Raw genomic sequence first — 22,369 nt, forward strand, 5'->3', positions numbered from 1 at the left:
CCCTCAAGAGATACCATAATGACTCCATAGGAGTCAGCAGAGTATCTCATATAGAGTCATTAGAGTGTCTCCACCAGAGTCACTCTAATGACTCCACTGGAGTCAGCCTAGTGACTCCACCAGAGTCAGCGTAGTGTCTCCACTGGAGTCACTATGGTATCTCCGACAGAGGGTGTTTGCGGGCTGCGGCGAACCGGGGAATGAAGCAAAATGCTGGAAAGCTGCATGGCGATGCCCTACAATGGAAGCATTGGTTCCTCGAATGCGGCGGCAGGCGGCTGCCACGCCGCTCTCTTGATTGAAAAAAAAACCCTGAGCACACCGATGAACACGCTGAATGTCCATTTCGATCTTCCTAAGATTGTCGCATTGCAGGCAGGACTGAATGCGGACAGCATCAGTCAGGACGTGAAACAGATGTTCACCATCTTCCTGTATGAACATCAGCGGCTTTCCTTAAGCAAAGCCTGCGAGCTTGCCGGGATGAGCCAATGGGATTTCTTTGAAATGAACCGGCAGCTCGGTATCCCCATGCAGTACACGCGGAACGATCTGGCCGCAGACATGGAGAAGCTGCGCAATGTGTAAGGTCGTTGTCGCAGATTCGTCCTGCCTGATTGGCCTGAGCAAAATTGGCAGATTGGCAATACTGCATGACCTCTTCGGCGCAGTGCTCATCCCTGAGAAGGTTTATCAGGAAGTGGTGGTGTCAGGGCAAGGAAGACCCGGAGCGCAAGAGGTGAAGAATGCGCTGTGGGAATTGAAACACGCGCCGTCCAGAATCATCTGGCGGCAAGGGCATTGCAGATTCATCTGGGCGGTGGGGAATCTGAGGCAATTTCGCTGGCTGTGGAATGTGCTGCCGACTTCCTGATTCTTGATGATCTGAAAGCTCGGCAGATTGCGGAAGAACTTGGCCTGTCTGTCGTCGGAACCGTTGCGCTGCTCTATAAATCCGCAGAGAAAGGGCTGCTTGACGAGAACATCCAGACGGTGCTGGAACGGCTGCGGCAGGCTGGCTTCCGTTTCTTGCTGTGAAGCGCATGAGGGCAGGCACGGGGCCTGCCCCTGCGGATGCTCACCGGCTCTGCCGAAGATAGTCCGCATAGACCTCGGCAAAGCGCTTGGTCTGTTCCAGTGTGCCAACATTCATGCGGAAGCAGGTCTTGATCGCCGGGGCGACCATGGGCCGAACCAGTATGCCCCGCTCCTTCAGATAGGCAACAGCACCGTCCCGGTCGTCCGGCTCGACCAGCATGAAATGCGCCGCGCCGGGATACTGCTTCACCTTGTTATCACGGAAGAAGGCCTCCAGATAGGGTTTGGCGAGCTGCATGGTCTCCTGCGGGAACCGCCACCATTCCTCGGCAGCATCGTCAAGCTGCGCACCGGCGGCAACCAAGGCACAGGCGTTGACATCGAACGGCCCGCGCACCTTGTGCAGCTCGGTCGTGAGAGCAGGATGAGCGATGCTGTAGCCCAAGCGCAGGCCGCCAAGGGCAAAGGCTTTGGAGAAAGTGCGCAGGATGATCAGATTCGGGTACGCCGCCAGCAGGCCCTGCGCGGTGGTGCCGGTGAACTCAAAGTAGGCCTCGTCCACGATCACTGGCAGATCGGGCCGCAGGCGCAGCACTTCCTCAATCAGCTCCAGCGAGACCGACGCGCCAGTGGGGTTGTCCGGGTTGACTAACACGGCCAGCTTGGTGGCCGGGCTGATCGCTGCCAGATAGTCGCGGCGCGGGAAGCGCATCTCGGCATCATACGGAATGCCGGTCACTTTCGCGCCGATCACCCCGGCAATCTGGGTGAACATGGGAAAGCCGGGCTGGGCCAGCACCAGCTCGTCGCCCTCGCCGAGAAAAGCCCGCAGCACCACCTCGATGGCCTGATCCGAGCCGTTAGCAACCATGAGTTGCTCCGGCGCGGCCTGCGTGTAGCGGGCCAGTTTGGGCAGGAACGCGGCGCAGTCCGGGTAGAGCGGGATGCGGTCGCTGTCAATGAAGTCGTGCAGGGCGGCCTTCACGCAGCTCGGCAGCGGCAGGGTGTTCTCGTTCAGATCAAAGCGCAGATAGGCCGTGCGGTCAATGTGCGACCACGGCGGCTTGTAGGTGGACAGCGCGGAGATTTGGGGTTTGACGTGGAGCATTAGGATAAAGAGAAAGTGTTCCTTCTTATTTTTAGATTACTACGTATGGGCTCACCAAGGTGTACGAGGACGATACGGAGCAGGTTCCTTCTTCTTGTAGCTACTATCTTTATAGCTATTCTGACACTCATTACATCTCCATTCACCTTTCTCTTCAGCAGATTGGAGGCGAATTAGTTTTTTGTCGTTATCGTAACATCGCTGGCAATACGGCCCATCTTTATCGCCGTTCTCCTGTACAAGGAAGTAATATGGTTCTTCATATACCATATTGCCATCCTTCTCTAACTGCTTTTTTAGCCGTTGAATCTCCTCGTCTCTTTCAGAGATAATTTCTTTAAACTTTGCGATCTCGACTTTCGCATCAGCAAGAGAATCAATCAAATCTGCTAACTTTAACTTCACCTCTGCCGCTTCCAGTGAAACCTCACTGTTCTTGATGAGCTTTGCGATATCAGAGGCGTGTTTTACGCCAGCAAGGGCTGCGGTTATTTCTGCTATAGGCATTTCATTCCCTATTGATTAGAACTTATTAAGAAATCAACTTTGCTTCCTTCCGCCCAAAACATTCCACAAAAATGAAAAATCAGCTGTGCTACCTATGCCAGTATCGGCACATCTTCGTTGGATTCAGGTATTAAAACATCAGCGGAAATTTTAAGCCCTTTCTTTAAGCGCATGATCATCTCTATTGTCAGTTCTTTTTTTCGGTCTAAGATTTGCGAGACTGCTGCCTTGGTGCCAATATACGGCTCAAGATCATTCAGCGTGATTCCTTTCCATTCCATGATATATCTCAAGGCTTCAACAGGATCAGGGAAGCCTATCGGGAAGTTTTTCTCTTCATAATCTTCAGCAAGAATAGACAACACCTCAAGCTCGTTGAATTCATCGGAATACGGCTCTGAATCAATCAGCTCATCAATTCTCTGGATAACTTTGTTGTAATCTTCTTCAGATCGTATCGGCGATATATTCATACGTTCTCCTTGCAACTCGTTCTAAATATTGTTCGCGTCTATCTTGTCGTACTCAGCATGTGTTCCTATAAATCGCACGTAAACTCTTTGGAGTTCATAGATAATTTTTACAATCAGACGATACTTGTTTCCTTTGATGTTAAAGCATACTCTATTGTTACTCAGAAAGTCAGCCGTTGCAAATATCTTTTTGATTTCCGCAGGCTCCCTCCAGCTTGATTTCCTGACAACGGCATACCAAGTTTTTACAGCCTGCTCTGAATCAGGATGTTTTTCCCAAAACTCCAGCAAGGTTTTCCGTTTGATAATATTCATCGTTGCATCTTACAGCCCCTATTCCCGCGCCAGGGCAATCTTCATGACCACCCTGGCTTGTTCCGCTGCCTATGCTGCTGGGTTTTCTGCCTTGGTTTTGCGGATGATTTCGCTGGTGCGGGTGCCGCCAGCCATCTCGTACTCGCTGCTGTCCTTGCCGTATTTGACTCCAACGCCAGCCAGCATCCGCGTTGACAGCGCACTGATATTTTTCTCTATCGCGTTCACAGCGTTGCCCGCCGCATCTGCTTGGGCAAGCAGGGCGTTATAGGTCGCCAAGGCCGTCTGCATCTCCATGATTTGAGCGTTGAAAACCGCTACGGTGAGGCCGTTGCCCAAATCTAGGTCCGGGTCAATGGCTTTGAGGTTGGTGATGCGTTGCTGCGCATCAACCATGATTTGTGACGCTCTGCGTTTGTAGGCCATGAGATTCCCTCCTAAAAAAATGGGGTTTTCCTCGAAAAAATCGAGGTTGCGGACATGCAAAAGCTGTCCGTGAAGGAACGGGAGCAGCTTTTGGATATTCCCAAGCTGTTCTGGAAGATGCAAAATCTCCTCGCGGACATCCCTGGTCTGTTCCTGGATGTTCCAGAAGAGGTTTAGAACGTGCAAAAGCTGTTCGTGAAGGTACGGAAACAGCTTTTTGATATCCTGGAACTGCTCTTGAAGGAATAGAAACTGCTCCAGGATATACGAAACCTCTTCGCGAAGAAGCAAAAGCTGTTCAGGAAGGTACGAAAACAGCTTTCGGACATTCCTGAGCTGTTCCCGAAGGAACAAGAGCTGTTCCGAGATATCCAAAAGCTCGTTCTAAAATTACCCCACTTTACTGCGCTGAAAAAATATTTCAACAGAAAAGAAGTAGGCCGGGTTGCACACGAAAAGAGCAGAGGAAGATACTATTGCAACCGATCAGCACAGCGTCGCCTTCACGCCAGGTGGCACTCCTTTTCGGCAGGGATTTTCTTGAAACACCTCCTTCAAGGCTTTACCGAGCTGGCGGAAAAGGAGCAACCAGCCCTCAGCGGCATCAACGTGTTGCCTGACGTGAATCATGATGCTGCAATCCAGCCCGCCTGCCAAGCCGTCGAGGAAATCATCCATGTCTTCCGAAAACAGGCCACCGAAGACATCTTGGCCAAGCAGGAACCGCTGGCGGAATGCGCTGTATGGCTCGTTAAAGGGCACGAACTTGACGAACTTGCGGCCTTCAACGCTGACACCCACGCTCACTGGCTGGCTGCTGAAATCCGCCTCAACTTGAATGCTGCTGCCTGCGCCTTGCACGCCGCAGCGATTCATGCGGAGAATGAGCAGCTCTTTTAAAGCCTTACCCAGCACAAGGCCGGTGTCTTCCATCACCACATGACTGGAACTCAGCCGCTCGGCAAAAAAATCCACAGCCAGCGTAAAGCCCGCCTCCTGCGCCATTGCCTCCAGCAGACCGCCGAAACCGCTGACCTGAATGGACGGCCCGACCTTGAAGCTGTAGGTGCCGGGCCAGTGCTCGCTGCAATGCACTGCCACACGCACTTTGCTTTCTGCTGTAGTGCGGACAACTGCGGCGGTCTGCTCAGAAAGCTCCTCAACCACGATGCCGTGCTCTGGTTGGGCTTTTTTTGCTGCCGCCTCTTCCTGAACCAGCGGCATTTCCGGGGCAAATATCTTGCTCAGGGCGATGCCGACGGAGCGGAACACGCCTTCCCAGGCATGATGCGGGTCTTCCACCCCACAAATGCGGATATGAATCTGCGCCTGCAAGCCTTGCGCCAAGCCACGCAGCAGCTCCAGGAGCGGCACGCTGGAGGTCAGCTGCTCGCAGCGCAGGCCGAAAAACCAGGTTGGATCAAGTTGCTCCACCGTTTCAATCAGCATGTCCGGCTCGGCGGCAATGGCAACCGTGACCTCTGCGCTGCCGTCGTCAATCATGCCCAGGGCTGCCCCGCTTTCCGCTTGCCGGGGAAATCCAGCAATTGCCCGGCCCAACGCCAGGCCAAGCTGCGGCCAGTCATTGCTGTTCCAGAACAAATCAATGCCGCAGCCCATCCGCCAGGCAATATGTTCGACCATGTGGCTGACAAAATCATTTGGGGTGAGCAGCTTTTTCTTGGTCGGTTCACCAAAATGTAGGGCAATCTGATTGGGCAGAAAGGAGGAATACACTCTGCGGCTGAATTCTGCGTGCTCCAGCGCGGCAAAAGCCGTGCCACCTGTGGCCACGCCGATGGTAAAGCAGCCTGCTTTATCGCCGGCCTCTGCGCCAAGCAAGGAATCCTCAATGACTGCGCAGTGCGCAGGCGGTATTTCTAAGAGATTGGCAGCGTAGATGTAGGTATCAGGCGCAGGCTTTGGCCGCAACTCATGCAGATCATTGCCGACAATCAGATCAAAATAGGCGGCGATGCCAGACTGCGTGATAATCCTGCGGACATCTTCTGTCGGATTGTTGGAAACCACTGCTGTTTTGATACCTTGAACTTTACAGGCAGTCAGGATGGCAATAATGCCCGGATTGACCGGAAAAACCGACTCGTTGCGGACTTGATTGTACTCAGCCAGAACAGCATGTTGCACCGCATCTTCTGCCGTGATGCCGTGTTCCGTTGCGACAAAGGCAAAAATCCGCCGCCAGAATTCCGGCGGATGATAGGCGAAAATGGAGCGGATGAATTCTTTAGAGAGCTTGACCGGCCTGCCGAGCTGTTTCTTCAGCAGCTCGCCGCAGAGGGACAGATCAAGGCCGAGACTGTCCAAAAGAACGCCGTCCATGTCAAAAAGGATGGCCTTGGTTTCGTCAGGTAGCCAGATGGTGTTGTTTAGTTGCATAGAACACTCTACTGTTTTATAAGTATATCGCAATGATTATCAATAGATCTCAAAAGATTGCTGCTCATGCAGCCGATTGTATTTGACTCTTTGATGGTTCATCTGCGCCACGTGCCACCGGCACCACTGCATAAAGATTGAGGAGCTGCTTTGCCAGCTCTGCCGTTGTGCTATTTTTAAGTTGACCATCTGAATCTGGAATACTTGCAATGACCTGTACAGCCATGCCTACTGCATTAATGCGTTCAAGAACTGTCACATACTCTTTCGATTGAGCAAGAATAGACCGATATATGAGCAGGAAAGAACCACCAATGAAGCTTATAACCACACCAGAGGCAGAGGCAACTATCGAGACCGGCAGCTTCTCAGGATTCTGAGAAGCTTGGAACAGACCGAATAGAATGAATCCAAACCCGCAAAACATAACCATCAGCGTGAGCCAATAGATAGAGCGTACTTGACTGAGATTTCTATCAAGATAATTTTCCAGCTTAGTTCGCGCCAAATCCCATGCAAGCTGCGGCTTTTCAGGATGCTCTCGTAATCGTTCTTCGACTATTTCAATCTTCTTTTCACGAGTAATCTTATCTATGAATTCTGCGCATGAAACAACAATCGCCATCATTATGGATAAGATCCCGCTAATCAGTAGGTCGTGATTACGCAGTAATTCTCGCAATTCAGGTGTGGCTATCATTACAATAGCCGCTACAAAGATACTTATAAATGCTGCTGAAAATATACACCACGCCTTATGTAATGCCATATTATAATGCTTCTTTATTTACACTTTTTTATCATCAAACTCTATCTCAGCAAGCGAGATCAATTTCTGTACTGCCTCAGTCACTGTCCATGCCTTGGCCGCTGATCGGGTCGGCAAGCCTGTTTCCAGCCAGTTGCTCAAGATCTCTTCGATAGCCGCCGCTGTCGCTTGCACGTCATCCGCAGGTACGGTGCAGTGGCCATTCTCGGTCAGCATAGCCTCCAGCTCTTGGTTGTGATGCAACAGGCCGAGAATCGGACGACCTGTCAGCAGGTACTCATAGACCTTAGACGGAATAGTCTCGCAGGAAAAATAAATGATATTCTGAATAAGGAGAAGGCAGTCTGCCTGCTGCATGGTGGCAATGGCCTCTTGCCGGGCCACTGGGCCGTGCAGTACTACCAAATCTTGCAGACGCAACCGTTTCATCTCCCGCTCTGAGAGGCTGTCAAAGGAACCATAAACATCCACCAGAACTAAGCCGTGCAGTTCCGGCCTACGGCTGACCACCTGCTCCAAAGCCTGAAAGAAAACTGCCAGATTGCGGGTTCCGGCCAAGGAACCAAAATGGGCAAAGCGACAGCGGTCTCCTTTGCTATACTGCACCTGACCAAACCAGGACTGCTCCGCGCCAGGATAGACTACAGCCGTCTGGCAGCTTTTTGTTCTCTGACGACAATGCTCCATTGCCGCTCCCACGAGAAAGACGAACAAATCGGCCTGACGGCAGATACGCTGTTCCAAGGTCTTGTAGAGCAGCAGCACCAAGCGGCTGCGCCGCCAGTCCTGATCATGCACAAGCGGATCCTGAGTCTCGGCGATCCAGCGGATGCCCGTACCAGCTTTAATCAGCAGGGCCGCGACATGAGCCGAGGCCGAGCCGCCAGTGGAATAGATCAATTCCGGCTTAAGTTGGCGACAGAGGAGTAGGCCGCGCAGAGAAGCCAGCAGACACCAGGACCATTCGCTTTCCAGGTTGACAATGATCTTTTCCAGCAGGTAAAAGGGGAGCAGCGGCAGCAGGATCAAAGTTTCTGCGGTCTTGAACTGCCAGCGTTTGTGCAGATGGCGGCGTAGGAAATGACGCAGCTCAAAGCGAATGCCGGATGGCGCAATACTGAGGGCACGGAAATGCCGAAAAATCTTTGCCTGTTCACCGACTGGGCCAGTCAGCAGAACCGGCTCAATCTCCTGCGCTTGAAGATGAGGCAGGCGGTCATCAATATGCTGAGAACAGGCGGAACCGAGAATATTGGCCCGATAGGACAGAATCAGCCAGCAGCGGTTCTCTGACTGAGGCAGCGGTTGCTTTTTGTAGAGGACAGCGGCAAACAGGGCGAAAAAAAAGGCAGTCTGGTAAACCTTGAGATAGGATTCTGCCAGCATGATGAGGAGGAAAAACAAAGGAAAAGCGATACGCACCCTCTTGAGGTTATTGTCCTCCTCTGTGCGGGCCTGGATGAACATGACCATAAAGATCAGGAGCAAGGCAAACAAGCCGGGCAGACCGAGCATGACCGCAGTTAGCAGGTATTGGTTGTGCGGGTTATCAGTGGCTAAAGAACGAGGACTGCGTTTCCGGTTGATCTTGGCGTAAGCTGCCTTGAAATCGCCTGTACCGACTCCAATGCAAGGATGCTGCTGGAATAAGGCTAAGGAATTCTGGCAAAACTGGAGCCGTAGGCCCACCGAGGTATTGGGATTCTGCTGGAAGCCGGAGATCTCCTTTAAGGCTAGATCAACCCGCTGTTGAAAGACCGGACTAGCCAGATAGCCGACTGCACCGCCTGTGGGCAGCAGAAGGCAGACGGACAACACGGCCCAGAAGCGGTTCTTCCTGAAGATTTGGAAGAGCAGCAGGCTGATGAGGACAAAGAAGACTGCCTGACCGGTGCGGCCCTCAGTGATGAACATGTTCAACACCATCAGTCCAGCCAGCAGGAAGAGTGCGGCCTGCACCTGTGACTTGCGCTCCTCCCAGATTGCCTTATGCAGGGTCAGGTAGATGGCAAAGGCGAGCAGGGGATTATAGACCACATGAAAGGTCTTGGGGGTGATATGACCGGGATGGACATCAGAATACTGCACCAGGTCAAACCAGGCCAGATAGGTGATGAGCATAGCCATGCTCATCCCAAAGAGAAAACAGCCAAGATAGAACGAACGTTGCTCAAAACGAGCGGCGGTGAGGAAGACTGGTAGAAGGGCTATCTTCCAGTGATCTTGCAGGACAGCAAAGCCGTTTATAGGGTGAGCAGTCCAAAACAAGCCCAGACAGAGCAAAGCTAAATAGCCCAACACGACAACCGCGACTGGCGTAAAGAGAGCTTCTGCGCATTTTTCAATATAATTGCCTTCGATCAGCCAGAGCAAAAGAACCAGGAGAGCAACAGCTGACACCGCCGAGGTCGAAAGAGGCAGGACAAAGGCGAGCAAGCCTAACAACCAGCTATTAGCCCGCCCTGCGCCTTCCCGGATAGAGTGCAAGCGTGCGTTCATTGCCTGGCGTGCTGCATGGTGTACAGCCCTTTGTAGATGCCACCCAAGGCAAGCAGGTAGTCATGACTCCCTGCTTCGGCCAGCCGCCCCTCCTGCATGACGATGATTCTGTCGGCATTTTTGATGGTCGAAAGGCGATGGGCGATGACCAAGGTGGTACGGTTTTTCATCAGGTTGTCGAGAGCTTGCTGCACCTTGCGCTCGGATTCAGTGTCCAAAGCAGAAGTGGCTTCGTCAAGAATCAGGATAGGCGCGTTCTTGAGGATGGCGCGGGCAATGGAAATCCGCTGTTGCTGGCCGCCGGAAAGCCGCACCCCGGACTCGCCGATCAGGGTATTGAAGCCGTCAGAAAAGTCTTCGATAAATTCCAAGGCAAAGGCCGCTGCTGCTGCCTGTCGAATCTCCTCCTCAGTACAGTTTGGGTTGCCGTAGGCAATGTTACTGCGCACTGTATCGTTGAACAGGATGGTTTGCTGGGTGACAATGGCGATCTGACTGCGCAGAGAATACAGACTCAGGTCGCAGAGGTCATGGCCATCAATCAGCACTGCGCCTGCACTGACATCGTGAAAGCGGGGCAGTAGGCTAGCAAGGGAGCTTTTGCCACCACCGGATGGCCCGACCACAGCAATCACCTCGCCTTGGGCGATCTTCAGGCTGATGTCGCGTAGCACCGGTTCCCCAGGCTGATAGGCAAAGCTGACTGCGCGGAACTCTATCGCGCTGTGGAAAGGCGGCAGAACAACAGCCTGAGATTTTTCCCGAATATCCGGCTCAATATCCAATAGGGCGAATATCCGGGCCGCGCCTGCCATGCCAGATTGGATGGTGGAGTTGAGTTTGCTCACGCCCTTGACTGGCTCGTAGAGCATGACCAAGGCGGTGAGAAAGGACATGAAAGTGCCGGGTGTAGAATGCCCTTTAAGAACCTCCATCCCGCCGAACCAGATGATCAAGGCCATACCGATCCCGCCGAGGAACTCGATCAGGGGATGCGAGAGGCTGCGGTAGCGGGTTTCTGTCATTAGGGTGTCAAACAACTGCTGCATCTTGACCGCGAAACGCTGTTTTTCTTGCTCCTCGGCGCAAAATGCTTTGACGATACGGATGCCCCGGATGGTTTCATTGAGAAAATTGCTGGCCTCTCCCACTCCTTGCTGGTAGTGTGAGCTGATCCGCCGGAATTTTTTGCCGAAAACCACGATCGGCACTGCGGCCATCGGGATGAAGATCAGCGAGACTAAGGCCAGCCGCCAGTCCATATAAAAAATTACCGCCAGCAGCCCGGCCACTGAAAAAAAATCCCGGAGCACATAGATCAGGGCATGGGAGACCGTGCCTTGCAGCATGGCCACGTCGTTCATGATTCGGGAAACCAGCTCGCCAGTCGAATTTTTGTAGAAAAAATTCATCGACAAGTCGTGCAGGTGGCTGTAGATGGCATTACGCAGGTCTTTGATCACCGACTGGCCCACCCATTCCAGCAGGTAGGAGTAGAAAAAATAAAACACTCCTTTGACGAAAAAGACCGCGAGCAGGGCCAGAGGCAGGACAGTCAGCCAGCGAGCGTTCTTCTCATAGAAAATTTTGTCCAAAAGCGGCTGCACCATGTAGGCCTGCACCGCGTTGAACAGGGCGACGACGATCATCGCGGTCATGGCGATGAGCAGTTTTTTTCTGTAGGGCTGTAGAACCGTGTACAGCCGCGCAAGGATGAGGCGAGTGGTCATTGGCGAACGAAGCAAGGCGGTTGCTGTTGAACCTCAAGGCAGCGTACTGCTGCGGAAGCATTTTTCGAGAATATACAATCCGCCGCTGTTTGGGTATAATGCAGATCAGACCGTCATCATATATGATACACTTCAGAGTGAGCAACAGGCAACTTACGGATACGGAAAATTATAGCCCTGGCCCGGGACTGTTCCAGAGAAAAAAGGTGAACGACACGCCATGAAACTGCTTATCGCCGACGATGAACTCTCGACCCGGATCCTCCTCCGGCATTGTGCCGCCCGCTGGGGCTATGAGGTGGTCGAAGCTGCGGACGGACTGGAGGCCATGACCCTGCTGCGCGGGCCAGAGCCGCCTCGAATCGCCGTGCTCGACTGGATGATGCCTGGCTTAGATGGCGTGGAAATCTGCTCGCGGCTCAACGCCCAGGAAAACAGGCCGTTGATCTACACCATCCTGCTGACGGGCAAAAACGACAAAGAGGATGTCGTTCATGCCCTTGATCAGGGGGCGCATGACTTTCTCAGCAAGCCGGTGCATATTGGCGAACTGCACAGCCGGATCACTGTAGGCAGGCGGTTGATGGAAGCCCACGATCGCTTGCTGGAATTGGACAAGATCAAAGACCGCTTTCTGCGTATCGCGGCCCATGATCTGCGCAATCCGCTCGGTTACATCATCACGATGACGGAGATGCTGCTGGACAACGATTTTGCCGAGATGCGCAAAAACCTCGACAGCCATTTGGAGGCCATTCACGAGACTGCCTCAGTCATGCAAGGGCTGATCAATGACCTGCTTGATGTTTCAGCAGTACGAGAAGGCACCTTTAAAATCAGCAAACAGCCTGCATCTATCACTGAAATCGTGCGCCTGGCCGCGCGAATTCAGCGACACGCAGCAGCCCGCCGACAAATCATCCTGGCCGAGCAATTAGCCGAGATTCCTGCCTTCAGTTTTGACCCTGGCCGGATTCGCCAGGCCGTAGATAACCTGCTCGGCAATGCGGTCAAGTTTTCTTCGCCCGGTTCCACCGTGACGTTAAGCGTGGCACAGGAAGAGGGCTGGGTCAACGTGGCGGTGGCCGATCATGGGCCGGGTTTAGGCAAGGAAGAACTGGCTCGGCTTGCAGCGGGAGAAGGTTTCCAGCCTCTAAGCGGCAAGGAAGGCTGCCTTGGCTTGACCGTGGTCAAAAAGATCATCGAACTGCACGAGGGTATGCTCCGAGCAGAAAACCGGGCTAACGGCGGCTGTGTCTTCAGTTTTAGCCTGCCTGTCCTTTGAGAAAAAAGAAATCTCCTCCAGAAGTCAACAAAAAGGGTTGCATTCACCGGCCAACAAGGAGTAATCAGGTTGCAGCGGCGAACGAGCCATTTCCTCCTACTTGGTCACGTTCTCTTGGGGATTCGGCAGCTTGTCAACTACGCTAGAGAAGAGTCCAGCGCGTTGGGAAAGGAGTTGGAGTCGGCAACAGAGGAGTTCGGCTTGGCCAAACTGCTTTCCTGGTTAGCCACAAAGGAGTCTGGCCGACTGAGAAAGGAGTTTTAGTCGGCAAAACTCCTCTACGGCTGGGCAAAACTCCTTTGCTACTCGGCCAGACTCCTTTGCTACCGAGTAGAACTCCTTTATAAGTCGGCAAAACTCCTCTGTTGCCAAGCCAAACTCCTTTGCTGGCGAGCAAGAAAGGAATCTTGTCGAGGAGTTAAGCAAAGCAACTCTGCTGGATTGAGGTGTGAGCTGCTGCCAAAGGTCTGATGATTCTTTGATTTAAGCGAGGGCTTCTGTACGTGCGACATTGAGGTATTCTGTCAAGAAGATATGAAGAAATCAATTGGGATAGATTTAGGAACCACAAATTCCGCTGCCGCGATCAAAAAAATCCGGGTTGAAGTGCTGAAGAATGCCGAGGGTGACTTCATTACCCCGTCCTGTGTCACGGTGCGGAAACGATTGATGCGGAAGCCAGAGTTCATTGTCGGTCGTCATGCCTTGGAATGGCTGCGGCAGGAGCCGGAAAATACCATCACCGCAGTAAAGCGACTGATTGGCCGCAACTTTCATGATCAAGAAGTCCAGGACTTGTTGAAGAGCGGCAGGCTCCACTGCTCGCTTTCAGCCCATTCACACGGTTCTCACAACAGTATCGCCATTCAGGTCGGAGGTCGGGAATTCAGCCCAGAGGAAATTTCCGCCCAAATTCTGGCCAAAATCAAAGCGGACGCAGAGCGGGTCTTGGGCGATGAGGTGGCAACGGCAGTTATCACGGTGCCTGCTTATTTCAACGACAAGCAAAAGCACGCGACCCGAACTGCTGCTGCCTTGGCTGGGTTAAAAGTCAGCCGCTTGCTCCCGGAACCGACCGCCGCAGCCATTTCTTTCGGTGTGGATCAGGTTGCCAGCGATGAGGGCAAAACCGTGCTGGTCTTTGATTTCGGCGGCGGCACTCTCGACCTTTCTTTGCTGGCGATTAGCGGCGGTCAAATCATTGAGATCGCCAAGGGCGGCGATATGTGGCTCGGCGGCGAGGATATTGATGGCCTGATTATCAGTCATGTCTTGCGAGAAACAGCTGATCAGGAAGGCATGGATGACATCCGCCTCCGCGCCCTGATTGCCCGGCAGGAGCCTGGACAGCGAAACCGCCTGCTGACCGAGTTGAAGCTAGCAGCGGAAAAGGCCAAAATCAGTCTAAGCAACAGCCCAGAGGCCAGCATCGTTGTTCTCGGCCTTTTGGAGGATGAGGACGGCGATCCCCTGGCCATTGAGGTGGAACTGTGCCAGGAGCAGCTTGAGGAGCTGCTGGCCCCGACCTTAGAATTAGTGCGCTGCTTGGTCCGCAACCTGCTCGCTGATGCCCATTTCACCGCCGATTTGATCGATCATGTCTTGCTGGTAGGCGGCAGCTCGCGCATCCCTTGCGTGATCAAGATCCTGCAACAGGAGTTTGGCGCAGACAAGGTCCTTCTGCACGAGCGACCGATGTTGGCGGTGGCAGAAGGCGCAGCCATTCTCAGCCATCGCTTGTCTGGCGTGCTCGAATGCCCAGCCTGCGGTGGCGAGGCAACGCAAAACAGCCCAGCTTGTCCACATTGCAAATTCGATCTGGAAAACTACAATCTCCAGCATGGCTTGGTTGATATTGTCCATGCCGCAGCGCACGATTACTTTATCCGCCTGGAAAACAACAGCCGCTTTCTCCTGATCAAGAAAAACACGCCGCTGCCCTGCTCCAGCACGGAGATTTTCCAGCTGGTTGATGCCGAGCAAGAGCTGGTCCACATGCAGTTTTATAATGTGGTCAACGGACGAGAGGAGAGTATCGGCGATCTTTGGTTGGGCATTGACCATGACAGCGGGCCAGCAAGCACAGCCGAGACCGCAGCAGGGATGGCAGAGGAGCCGCTGCGCGTGGCCATCACCTTGGACATTGATGAGAACAACCTGGTCTCGGTGCGAGCGGCCTTATGCGGCCAGCCAGAGGTAAAAGTCTCTGGTACGCTCTCGCGTGGCAAGGCTGATGAGAAACTCTTTCTCCTCTTGGAGTCGATTATCAACGAGGCAGACCAGAAGGGCTATTCTACCTACACCGTTGCTGACCTGCTCTGTCGCGCCAGAGGCATTATTCGCTCCATTCACCAGGTGGTTGACGAGCGCACCGGCGAGGTTAACGAAAACCTGTTCAGACAGATTGCAGAAAAAATCAGCAAGGCAGGCAAAATTGCCGAGGCTGAGGAGGCTCCACTGACTCGGATCTATTATGCAGAAAGCATGTTGACGGATTATGGCATGTTGATCGAACCTGCTTTGCAGATGCAGATTCGCAAAAAGGTTGCGCGGCTGCGCGAGGTGGATGAGGAAGGCACCTGTGAGGAAACCATGCAGGCCATGGAGGAGTTGGCCAAGATTCTTGAAAATCCAGGCTTAGAGGCAGTTCATGCCTTGACCCAGATTGAGAGTGCCTGCGAGATTTGCCACCGGAGCGAGCCAGACAAAGCCAAGCGGTTCATGCGGGCAACTGCTGAGATCCTCGCCGCAGCCGAGGCAGGCGAGGAGCCGAGCCTTGCGCAGGTGCAGAACATTATGCCAGAAGTCGAGGAAGTTCTGGATCAGCACGCCCGCAGTATCCAGAAAATTCACCGGGGCATTCGCAAATGAGCCAAACCCATACCTGTCCGGTTTGTGGGCGGCGGAATCTCCCGCCAAATTGCGGGAGCTGTCCCCAATGCGATGCAGATCTTACTTGCTTTCAGGCTCTGGACTCCTTATCTGGTCCAGCAGAGGCCAAGAAGAAGGCAGAGCCAGCCAAACACCGTATGCCCTGGGTAGCAGTCGCCCTGATCATGACCGCAATCCTGCTCCTCCTTGCTGGTCTCGCGGTGAGCATGAGAAGCCGCCTGGTTGAGCTTGACCGTGAGCTGATGGCCTTGCGGCAAGAGCGTGCTGCCAAGCCAGCCCAGCTGACCAAGCCCGTCCTCCCGCCTGATAGCAAGATTCATATTGATGCCCAGGTGAGGATACTTGATGACCGCCAGGTAGCAGCTAAGTCTGCTGCCCTAAAGCCGCTGCCAACCACGCAGGATACTCTCGCTGCTGCACCACAGCCTGTTGACCAGCAAGTACCTTCCTCATCGGCAAAGGAAGAGAAGAAGATTGACCTCCTGAATGAGGTGACACAACAGCCTACCTTAGGAGCGAACAAGGCGGAAACTAAGCAGACTCTTGCTTCTGAAGAAAAACAGCTGGTCGAGGAGAAAGTTGCTGCGGTCTCACCGGCTGCAAGCGAGAGAATGGGCCAAGCAGAAGAACCCCTCTCTGCTGAGAACAAAGCCGAACAGTCTTCTGCAAAGCAGGCAGTAGAGAACAAGGAACTCTCACCGGCTGCTCCAGCTTTTCCACAAGAGGCAAAAACGACTGCCCCGCAGCCTTCAGAAGAGACAAAGCCGCCTATCACAGAGAAGCAACTTGCCACTTTGCCACCACCCGTGGACATCCACCCTCGGTGGAGGAAACAGCGGGTAAGCAACCAGAAAACTACCCCCAGCTCCGCAGGCACAGAGGCTTCTCAGCGCACCCCTTCACTACCACAGACTGCTGCCCCAGTATTATTACCGGAAAGAACCTTCTCCTATCTTGTTAAGGATGGAGAAACTGCCTTAGATATCGCCGAAAAATACTACGGGCACCGTAAATACTATCCTGTAGTCATGGAGCAGAATCCCCATATCTTTCTTGGGTTCATACGCAAGAACAGCATCGTTCGTCTCTTTACTGATCGCCGTGAGGCTATTGCCCTTTATCAGCAGCGCATTGAGCAACAGGATGGTCTCTTGCTCTGGAAATATCATGTCCGATCTGGCGAGACCTGGCGCTCCATCTATGCCCGCTTTTTCCTGCCAAGATATTCTGGTCTGATCTTCTACGGCAAGCAGGAAATTGCCCCGGGCAAAACAATACGGGTAATCCTCCGCTAACCGGCAGCGGCTGACAGCTTCAATGTGATGAGCAAGCAAACCACCATCCTTGTCTGGATAGGAAAACTCGGCAGCAAGCTGTTCGGCAATAGAGGAAAGAAGCAGCCGGTATGGGAGGACCTAGCAGCCCAGGCCGAGCAAGCCGCAGCCCAAGGTGCTTGGCTGACAGCTGCAGAATTGCTCAGTCAAATCCAGGCGGCCTGCCCTGAACCTAGCCGACTACTCCGACTGGCCTTTTGTCGGGTGCAGGCTGGACAATGGCAGCTGGCTGCCACTGCGTATGCTGAGGCCGTAGCCCTATCACCTGCGGATAGATATCATGCTGGCTTGGCCCTGGCACACCTGGAAGATTGCCTCGGGTGTTTACGTTACTGGCAGCCGCTGCACTGTGTTGATCCTGCTTTTCTTGCTCAGAAAGAACAGGTTAGCAACCTACTTCTACACCAACTGCACTGCCGTCTTGATGCCAACCCCTTAGCCCACGAAGAAGTTGCTTTGCTCTTGCATGAAGGCCTGCTCGACACCCTGCTGGCCAGCGAGCTGCTCGCCCGCTGTCGTCGCCTGCGCTTGGCCTGTTTTTGGCAGGAAGAACGCCTGGAAGAGATTGCGGCACTTGCAGACGAGACAGACTGGCTTCAGCCTGCTGAATTGGAGATTCAAGCCAAGGTAGCGTGCCAGCGTCTCGCAGAGGCAACAGACCGGCCAATGCCTCCTCACGAGGTGCGATATTTTATAGATTGTTGGCTGACCCTTCTCTTCCATCCGACGGTTGGGCCGCAGGCAGGGCAGGAGCGGCAAACCCTGCTGGATTTCGGGGCAGATCTGCTGCGCAAGCAGGTCTTGCGCCAACCACAAAGCAGCGGTGATTCCCTGCTGCAACACTGGCAAAATACCCTCTCGTTACTCTCTCGCTTGGCTGATCTAGGTGCAGGACAAAGCGAGGCAGTGCCCTTGCTCTATGCCCCAGCCCTGGCTCGTCGTGCGCAGGTTGCTGACCAGCTTTGCACGCTGATTAAAAACAGCCGGGAGGCCTTTATGCAGGAGGAGGAATGGCTGGCAGCTGGGGCGGCTTATACCCCGGTGGCCGCTGCCCTAGTCTTAATTCAAGAGGGGCAGGCTGATGCAGCATTAGACCTGCTGGCAGACCTAGAAGGAGAGCACCATGATCCATTCATCAACTGGGGCGCAGCCGAGGTAAGAAGTGCCTGCGGTATTCATCTTCTTCAGCAGGGACAAGCCTGGGAGGCAGAGCAGATTTTGCGTGAAGGTCTGATCCACAATTCCGTAGAACTGGAAAAGCAAGTTCTGGCCACTTTGAACCAGGAAGAGGATGCTGACGGCAGGCAGCTGACCGCGTGTCTTGGCATCCTTGCTCTGCTCTCTGAGGAAGTACAAGAGCGTGCTGCATTCTGCACAGCTCTTACCAATCAAGTGGTGCGACTTCGCAGCAGCGAGGAGGCCAATCACCGCCTTTTAGCAGCGGCGATGGCCAAGGCAGTTGCCTTGCATCCTGGCGACGAGTTGGCCCAGATGATCCATGCCCAAATGAGTCTGAATTGCGAGCTGCTTGCCTTGGCAGAAGCATTTAATCAGGACTGCTTTGCTGAGGCTGCTCGTATCGCTGCAACCAGCCATTTTCCCCAGCTCAAAGAACGCTTCTTTATGACTGCCCAGCACCATGCTGCCCGGATAGAACGCGGGGATTATCCTGATCAAGAGGCAGCTATTTTCCTGGTAGAAAGCCTGCTCGTTAGTGCCCGCAGCGTTGATCCTCGGCACGCAACAGTCAGGCAGATCAGTAAGGCCCTTGATGGCTTACGACAGGGGGGACTGCACGCATGAATCCCTTCAAAGTGCTCAATCTCCGCCGGGATGCCTCGGCCCAAGAAGTCGTACAAGGTGCAGCCTTGGCCTTGCGCAAAAAGCAGCATTCTGCCCGGGAAATAGCTGAGGCTCGGCAGCTGCTCATGGATCCAAAGACCCGCCCGATCATCTCCTTTCTTTATTCCGCTGATCTCTCCTCTTTGCTGGGGCCTTGCCTACCAAGAGAGGCCCCGTTGCGCGTGGAAGATCTCCAGCGACTTGCGCTATTTGACTGAACCATAATGCAGAACAAAGAAAAGCCCAGCAGCCACCTGCCTGGTGAGCTGCTTCGGGAGAAGCTTGTTGCTTTTCAGCGAGAAATTGCTGACCTGAAACGCCTGGCAAAAGAGCAGGAAGAAGCCAGCTTGCACCGTGAACACCAGCTATTTATTGAGTTGGTTGAAGTCCTGGATGTTTTCGACCACCTAGATGTGAACTTGCGGCGCAAAGCTGAGGCACTCGACAAGACCAGTCAGAGCATCTTGAAGAGCATGAAGGCTATACAACGCAAGCTGCTCCGCCTGCTGAGTGCCCATCACATTGCCCCACTTGACTTCCCCGACCGTCGTGCTCAACCTGAGCAGTGTGTGATTATAGAAACCAGGCAAGCACCAGGCCGAGAGAACGAGGAAATCCTCGCTATTTTGAAGCGCGGTTACGTTGATCTTGGCCGGAATACTGTGCTGAGAAAGGCCGAAGTAGTCACAGTACGTAACGAGGTCTGATCAACAATGAAAAGGCCTTGACAACCCTTATGCGAGTACGGTATTAATAGCGCGATCACCTTCCGCCGGAGTGGTGAAACTGGTAGACGCACTGGACTCAAAATCCAGCGGGCCTTGCGCCCATGTCGGTTCGATTCCGACCTCCGGCACGACAGCACATCCTCCTAGTTCTTACTAGGGTTCAAGCAAGCCCACTACCCTCCCAGGTGCGTGGGCTTTTTTTTGCCTTTTCTCTGCACCTTACCCCCTCTGCTGCTCTATGCTTACCAGGCAACATGCACCATAGTTGCCGACCAACATGCGTAATAGTTGCTACTCAACTATGGTGATACTTGCTGACCAACATGCATGCATGTTGCCTCGCAACCATGATGCACCTGTAGGGGCAACGCCCTGTGGTTGCCCTGTATCAATGCCACCGTCTTCTTCGCAATAACACCATCATCTATCCTGCATCAAGGGCAGGCACAGGGGCCTGCCCCTACGGTTGTCTATCTCGAATCAATACCACCATCTTGTTCTTGACAAATCCAGCCACGCCTCTTAGGATGAGTGATTGTATTAGGTGTTCTTTCATCAGCATTACTCCAATCCTTTGCCCGTGTATCTTATGATTGATATTCAACTCCACAAACAGCAGGTAGAGGAAGCTGTTGCCTTTCTCCGTAGCGAGCTTCCTGTGCTACCAGAAGTGCTCATTCAGCTGGGCACTGGTCTTGGTGGTCTTGCCCAAACTATGCGCAACAGCATCAGCATCCCTTATGCACATATTCCCCATTTCCCCAGGGCAACTGTACCCAGTCATGCAGGCACGTTGGTCTGTGGCAACCTGGCTGGTCAGAAGGTGGCCATCCTCGCTGGCCGCTTCCACTATTATGAAGGTTACTCGGCGAGAACTGTTGCTTTTCCGGTGCGAGTGCTCTCGTTATTGGGCATAAAGACCGCTATTATTACCAATGCTTCTGGTGGCCTTAATCCTGCCTGGCACCCTGGTACTATCATGGTGATGCAGGATCATCTGAACCTCCTCCCTGACTCGCCATTGCGAGGCCCTAATATTGATGAATGGGGGCCACGTTTCCCGGATCTTTCCGAGCCATACAGCTTATCGCTCCGCACGCTTACCCTGCAACTTGCTGAGAAACTTGGCTTGGCAAAGGTCGAGTCTGGTACCTATGTTTGCATCCCTGGGCCGAGCCTAGAAACACCCGCAGAAACGAGGATGTTGCGGCAATTGGGTGCTGATGCTGTGGGCATGTCTTCCATACCAGAAGTGATTACAGCATTGCACGCAGGACTACAGGTCTTGGGCTTATCTGTGGTCGCGAATATCAATGACCCAGATAACTTCAGCCCACTCTTTATTGAAGATATTATCGCTGCTGCCGAAGAGGCGGAACCCAGGCTCCAGCAGCTGCTCAGTGCCCTTATCCCGGAGCTCTAATATGCAGAAAGATGTCCATCTTGTCCTCTCAGGTCGCTGGCTCATCAGCATGGATGATGCCAGGCAGGAACAGCAGACAGAAGAAGGTGTTTCCATTGCCATTGCCGGTGATACCATTGCTGAAATAGGTCATAGTCTTGCTTGCAAATACCCTGATGCCCAGCACCTGCATTGCCCGCATGGACTGATCATGCCAGGTCTGATTAATACGCATACTCATGCGGCAATGTCCTGCTTTCGGGGCCTGGCAGATGATCTACAGTTAATGACTTGGTTGACCCAACATATCTTCCCAAGAGAGGCACAGTTGACCAAGGAGATGGTGTATCATGCCACCCTTCTGTCAATCTGTGAGATGATTAAATCTGGTACAACCAGCTTCAATGATATGTACCTCTTTGAGCAGGAAGTAGCCGCAGCAGCAGCGACAGCAAAGATGCGAGCCTGGGTAGGAGAAGGCTTCTTTGACTTCCCCTCTCCCAACTATGGTCAGCTGGAAAAGGGCGTGGAGTATGTGGAGGAATTATTTGCCAAGTATGCGCACCATGACCTGGTAACGATTACAGTAACACCTCATGCGGTCTATACCTGTAATCCAGCCTTATTGCAGCGCGCTCACGCCTTAGCTGACCAGCAGAAGTCCCTGTATCATATCCATCTTGCTGAGACCAAGGAGGAGGTCAAAACCTGTAGAGAACGCTATGGATGTACACCAGTGCAACATCTGGAAAATCTAGGCTTACTGCATGAGCGGGTGGTTGCTGCCCATTGCGTGATCTTGGAGGAGGAAGACCGGGACTTACTGGCCAAGCGGCGAGTAAAAATTACCCACTGTCCAGAGTCGAACATGAAGCTGGCTTCGGGGATTGCGCCAGTACAGCAGCTGCTCAACCAGGGCATAACTGTGGGCCTGGGTACGGATGGCAGTGCCTCGAATAATGATGTGGATATGTTTGGCGAAATGAGTACAGCGGCCAAACTGCATAAGGTGCGTGATCTTGACCCAACAGCCATGAGCGCGGCCACGGTTCTGCACGCCGCAACCTTGGGCGGTGCCAAGGTACTGGGGAGGGAAACTCAGTTAGGGAGCCTCGCTGTAGGCAAGAAGGCTGACCTGATTGTTCTGGACATGAACCAGCCCCATCTCACGCCACTTTACAACCCGGTGTCCCATCTGGTCTATGCGGCAAAAGGTAGCGATGTGCTGCATTCAGTGATTAATGGTCGCCTGGTCATGTGCAACCGACAACTGACCACACTAGATGAGACAGCGGTCCTCGCAGAGATGGGTAAGATCAGCAAAAGAGTACAGCAGATGGCAGGGTGAGGAGAGGGGATTAGGGAGCTTGCGGAGGTGTTTGGGTACAGGCAAAAGCTCCTGCACAACGAGTGGATGCAGCTTGCATACGTTGTCAACCTACTACAAGAAGGTTGTGGCTTGATAACAACCTTCTCTTGCCGAGCAACACAAGGTTCTTGTTAAGCCAAACTCCTTTCTTGCCGAACAGCAAAGGAGTTTGGCTTGGCAAGAAAGGAGTTCTGCCAACTCTGAAAGGAGTGTGGCTGAGTAAGAACCTTCTCTTGCCGAGCAACAACCTTC

The 22,369-nt window shown here is 53.3% G+C and carries 22 protein-coding genes and 1 tRNA gene; 13 read left to right on the plus strand and 10 right to left on the minus strand.

Annotated elements, in window-relative coordinates; all coding sequences use genetic code 11:
• The first annotated feature begins 225 nt into the window (after positions 1-225).
• Both ACNKIB_RS11330 and ACNKIB_RS11335 read left to right on the plus strand, forming a co-directional pair.
• Positions 226-588 (plus strand): UPF0175 family protein, encoded by a 363-nt coding sequence (locus tag ACNKIB_RS11330; RefSeq protein WP_417910669.1) that lies wholly within the window; start codon positions 226-228, stop codon positions 586-588.
• Between the two features lie 165 nt (positions 589-753).
• A complete protein-coding gene (locus ACNKIB_RS11335; RefSeq protein ID WP_417910670.1) occupies positions 754-1,038 on the plus strand; it encodes a DUF3368 domain-containing protein in 285 nt (94 codons plus the stop codon).
• 40 nt (positions 1,039-1,078) lie between these two features.
• On the opposite strand, the gene ACNKIB_RS11340 is transcribed toward ACNKIB_RS11335, so the two are convergent.
• The 5 genes from ACNKIB_RS11340 to ACNKIB_RS11360 form a co-directional block, all read right to left on the minus strand.
• Positions 1,079-2,146, minus strand: coding sequence for a pyridoxal phosphate-dependent aminotransferase (locus ACNKIB_RS11340; RefSeq protein WP_417910671.1), 1,068 nt, complete (start codon positions 2,144-2,146; stop codon positions 1,079-1,081).
• A gap of 51 nt (positions 2,147-2,197) precedes the next feature.
• Positions 2,198-2,653, minus strand: a complete 456-nt coding sequence (locus ACNKIB_RS11345) for a hypothetical protein (protein ID WP_417910672.1) — start codon at positions 2,651-2,653, stop codon at positions 2,198-2,200.
• A 92-nt stretch (positions 2,654-2,745) separates the two neighbouring features.
• Positions 2,746-3,126, minus strand: coding sequence for a helix-turn-helix domain-containing protein (locus tag ACNKIB_RS11350; protein WP_417910673.1), 381 nt, complete (start codon positions 3,124-3,126; stop codon positions 2,746-2,748).
• 21 nt (positions 3,127-3,147) lie between these two features.
• Positions 3,148-3,441 (minus strand): type II toxin-antitoxin system HigB family toxin, encoded by a 294-nt coding sequence (locus tag ACNKIB_RS11355; RefSeq protein WP_417910674.1) that lies wholly within the window; start codon positions 3,439-3,441, stop codon positions 3,148-3,150.
• A 69-nt stretch (positions 3,442-3,510) separates the two neighbouring features.
• Positions 3,511-3,867 carry a hypothetical protein gene (locus ACNKIB_RS11360; protein WP_417910675.1) on the minus strand — a complete coding sequence of 119 codons (357 nt, stop codon included), beginning with the start codon at positions 3,865-3,867 and terminating at the stop codon, positions 3,511-3,513.
• Between the two features lie 54 nt (positions 3,868-3,921).
• Between ACNKIB_RS11360 and ACNKIB_RS11365 the strand changes: the two genes are divergently transcribed.
• Entirely contained in the window at positions 3,922-4,044 is a 123-nt protein-coding gene (locus ACNKIB_RS11365; RefSeq protein ID WP_417910676.1) for a hypothetical protein, read from the plus strand.
• 309 nt (positions 4,045-4,353) lie between these two features.
• Here the strand turns inward: ACNKIB_RS11365 and ACNKIB_RS11370 are convergent, their stop codons facing one another.
• The 4 genes from ACNKIB_RS11370 to msbA form a co-directional block, all read right to left on the minus strand.
• Entirely contained in the window at positions 4,354-6,267 is a 1,914-nt protein-coding gene (locus ACNKIB_RS11370; RefSeq protein ID WP_417910677.1) for an HAD-IA family hydrolase, read from the minus strand.
• Positions 6,268-6,331: 64 nt separating this feature from the next.
• Positions 6,332-7,036, minus strand: coding sequence for a TRADD-N-associated membrane domain-containing protein (locus ACNKIB_RS11375; protein WP_417910678.1), 705 nt, complete (start codon positions 7,034-7,036; stop codon positions 6,332-6,334).
• 18 nt (positions 7,037-7,054) lie between these two features.
• A complete protein-coding gene (locus tag ACNKIB_RS11380; protein WP_417910679.1) occupies positions 7,055-9,535 on the minus strand; it encodes an O-antigen ligase family protein in 2,481 nt (826 codons plus the stop codon).
• Positions 9,532-11,280, minus strand: coding sequence for a lipid A export permease/ATP-binding protein MsbA (gene msbA / locus ACNKIB_RS11385; protein WP_417910680.1), 1,749 nt, complete (start codon positions 11,278-11,280; stop codon positions 9,532-9,534). Before msbA ends, ACNKIB_RS11380 begins: the two co-directional genes overlap by 4 nt.
• Before the next feature lie 205 nt (positions 11,281-11,485).
• On the opposite strand from msbA, the gene ACNKIB_RS11390 reads away from it, so the two are divergent.
• Together ACNKIB_RS11390 and ACNKIB_RS11395 are read left to right on the plus strand one after the other, a co-directional pair.
• Positions 11,486-12,550, plus strand: a complete 1,065-nt coding sequence (locus ACNKIB_RS11390) for a response regulator (RefSeq protein ID WP_417910681.1) — start codon at positions 11,486-11,488, stop codon at positions 12,548-12,550.
• 69 nt (positions 12,551-12,619) lie between these two features.
• Positions 12,620-12,814 (plus strand): hypothetical protein, encoded by a 195-nt coding sequence (locus ACNKIB_RS11395; protein WP_417910682.1) that lies wholly within the window; start codon positions 12,620-12,622, stop codon positions 12,812-12,814.
• On the opposite strand, the gene ACNKIB_RS11400 is transcribed toward ACNKIB_RS11395, so the two are convergent.
• Positions 12,773-12,976 (minus strand): hypothetical protein, encoded by a 204-nt coding sequence (locus ACNKIB_RS11400; RefSeq protein WP_417910683.1) that lies wholly within the window; start codon positions 12,974-12,976, stop codon positions 12,773-12,775. The two genes, ACNKIB_RS11395 and ACNKIB_RS11400, sit on opposite strands and share 42 nt — an antisense overlap.
• Positions 12,977-13,084: 108 nt before the next feature.
• Between ACNKIB_RS11400 and ACNKIB_RS11405 the strand changes: the two genes are divergently transcribed.
• The 8 genes from ACNKIB_RS11405 (at position 13,085) to ACNKIB_RS11440 (ending at position 22,096) form a co-directional block, all read left to right on the plus strand.
• Positions 13,085-15,421: an Hsp70 family protein gene (locus ACNKIB_RS11405; protein WP_417910684.1), complete on the plus strand. Its 2,337-nt coding sequence runs from the start codon at positions 13,085-13,087 to the stop codon at positions 15,419-15,421.
• 158 nt (positions 15,422-15,579) lie between these two features.
• Positions 15,580-16,737 (plus strand): hypothetical protein, encoded by a 1,158-nt coding sequence (locus tag ACNKIB_RS11410; RefSeq protein WP_417910685.1) that lies wholly within the window; start codon positions 15,580-15,582, stop codon positions 16,735-16,737.
• Between the two features lie 27 nt (positions 16,738-16,764).
• Positions 16,765-18,579: a hypothetical protein gene (locus ACNKIB_RS11415; RefSeq protein WP_417910686.1), complete on the plus strand. Its 1,815-nt coding sequence runs from the start codon at positions 16,765-16,767 to the stop codon at positions 18,577-18,579.
• Entirely contained in the window at positions 18,576-18,836 is a 261-nt protein-coding gene (locus tag ACNKIB_RS11420) for a hypothetical protein (protein ID WP_417910687.1), read from the plus strand. Before ACNKIB_RS11415 ends, ACNKIB_RS11420 begins: the two co-directional genes overlap by 4 nt.
• Before the next feature lie 6 nt (positions 18,837-18,842).
• Positions 18,843-19,325 carry a nucleotide exchange factor GrpE gene (grpE, locus tag ACNKIB_RS11425; protein WP_417910688.1) on the plus strand — a complete coding sequence of 161 codons (483 nt, stop codon included), beginning with the start codon at positions 18,843-18,845 and terminating at the stop codon, positions 19,323-19,325.
• Positions 19,326-19,389: 64 nt separating this feature from the next.
• Positions 19,390-19,474: transfer RNA gene (locus ACNKIB_RS11430), tRNA-Leu, on the plus strand.
• Positions 19,475-19,935: 461 nt separating this feature from the next.
• On the plus strand, positions 19,936-20,769 hold the full coding sequence (locus tag ACNKIB_RS11435) for a purine-nucleoside phosphorylase (RefSeq protein ID WP_417910689.1): 834 nt from the start codon (positions 19,936-19,938) through the stop codon (positions 20,767-20,769).
• Position 20,770: 1 nt separating this feature from the next.
• Positions 20,771-22,096: an amidohydrolase gene (locus tag ACNKIB_RS11440; protein WP_417910690.1), complete on the plus strand. Its 1,326-nt coding sequence runs from the start codon at positions 20,771-20,773 to the stop codon at positions 22,094-22,096.
• Positions 22,097-22,369 lie beyond the last annotated feature (273 nt).

It is taken from the genome of Candidatus Electronema sp. PJ (genome assembly GCF_048287395.1).
In the GTDB taxonomy this organism is placed as follows: domain Bacteria; phylum Desulfobacterota; class Desulfobulbia; order Desulfobulbales; family Desulfobulbaceae; genus Electronema.

What these genes read in the sequence shown, in the direction of transcription:
- ACNKIB_RS11420 (WP_417910687.1), top strand. Translation starts at nt 18,576, where the DNA reads ATGAATCCCTTCAAAGTGCTCAATCTCCGCCGGGATGCCTCGGCCCAA.
- ACNKIB_RS11380 (WP_417910679.1), bottom strand. Translation starts at nt 9,535, where the DNA reads ATGAACGCACGCTTGCACTCTATCCGGGAAGGCGCAGGGCGGGCTAAT.
- ACNKIB_RS11365 (WP_417910676.1), top strand. Translation starts at nt 3,922, where the DNA reads ATGCAAAAGCTGTCCGTGAAGGAACGGGAGCAGCTTTTGGATATTCCC.
- ACNKIB_RS11415 (WP_417910686.1), top strand. Translation starts at nt 16,765, where the DNA reads ATGAGCAAGCAAACCACCATCCTTGTCTGGATAGGAAAACTCGGCAGC.
- ACNKIB_RS11355 (WP_417910674.1), bottom strand. Translation starts at nt 3,441, where the DNA reads ATGAATATTATCAAACGGAAAACCTTGCTGGAGTTTTGGGAAAAACAT.
- ACNKIB_RS11350 (WP_417910673.1), bottom strand. Translation starts at nt 3,126, where the DNA reads ATGAATATATCGCCGATACGATCTGAAGAAGATTACAACAAAGTTATC.
- ACNKIB_RS11390 (WP_417910681.1), top strand. Translation starts at nt 11,486, where the DNA reads ATGAAACTGCTTATCGCCGACGATGAACTCTCGACCCGGATCCTCCTC.
- ACNKIB_RS11370 (WP_417910677.1), bottom strand. Translation starts at nt 6,267, where the DNA reads ATGCAACTAAACAACACCATCTGGCTACCTGACGAAACCAAGGCCATC.
- ACNKIB_RS11360 (WP_417910675.1), bottom strand. Translation starts at nt 3,867, where the DNA reads ATGGCCTACAAACGCAGAGCGTCACAAATCATGGTTGATGCGCAGCAA.
- ACNKIB_RS11330 (WP_417910669.1), top strand. Translation starts at nt 226, where the DNA reads ATGGCGATGCCCTACAATGGAAGCATTGGTTCCTCGAATGCGGCGGCA.
- ACNKIB_RS11345 (WP_417910672.1), bottom strand. Translation starts at nt 2,653, where the DNA reads ATGCCTATAGCAGAAATAACCGCAGCCCTTGCTGGCGTAAAACACGCC.
- ACNKIB_RS11340 (WP_417910671.1), bottom strand. Translation starts at nt 2,146, where the DNA reads ATGCTCCACGTCAAACCCCAAATCTCCGCGCTGTCCACCTACAAGCCG.
- ACNKIB_RS11375 (WP_417910678.1), bottom strand. Translation starts at nt 7,036, where the DNA reads ATGGCATTACATAAGGCGTGGTGTATATTTTCAGCAGCATTTATAAGT.
- ACNKIB_RS11440 (WP_417910690.1), top strand. Translation starts at nt 20,771, where the DNA reads ATGCAGAAAGATGTCCATCTTGTCCTCTCAGGTCGCTGGCTCATCAGC.
- grpE (WP_417910688.1), top strand. Translation starts at nt 18,843, where the DNA reads ATGCAGAACAAAGAAAAGCCCAGCAGCCACCTGCCTGGTGAGCTGCTT.
- ACNKIB_RS11410 (WP_417910685.1), top strand. Translation starts at nt 15,580, where the DNA reads ATGCCCTGGGTAGCAGTCGCCCTGATCATGACCGCAATCCTGCTCCTC.
- ACNKIB_RS11435 (WP_417910689.1), top strand. Translation starts at nt 19,936, where the DNA reads ATGATTGATATTCAACTCCACAAACAGCAGGTAGAGGAAGCTGTTGCC.
- ACNKIB_RS11405 (WP_417910684.1), top strand. Translation starts at nt 13,085, where the DNA reads ATGAAGAAATCAATTGGGATAGATTTAGGAACCACAAATTCCGCTGCC.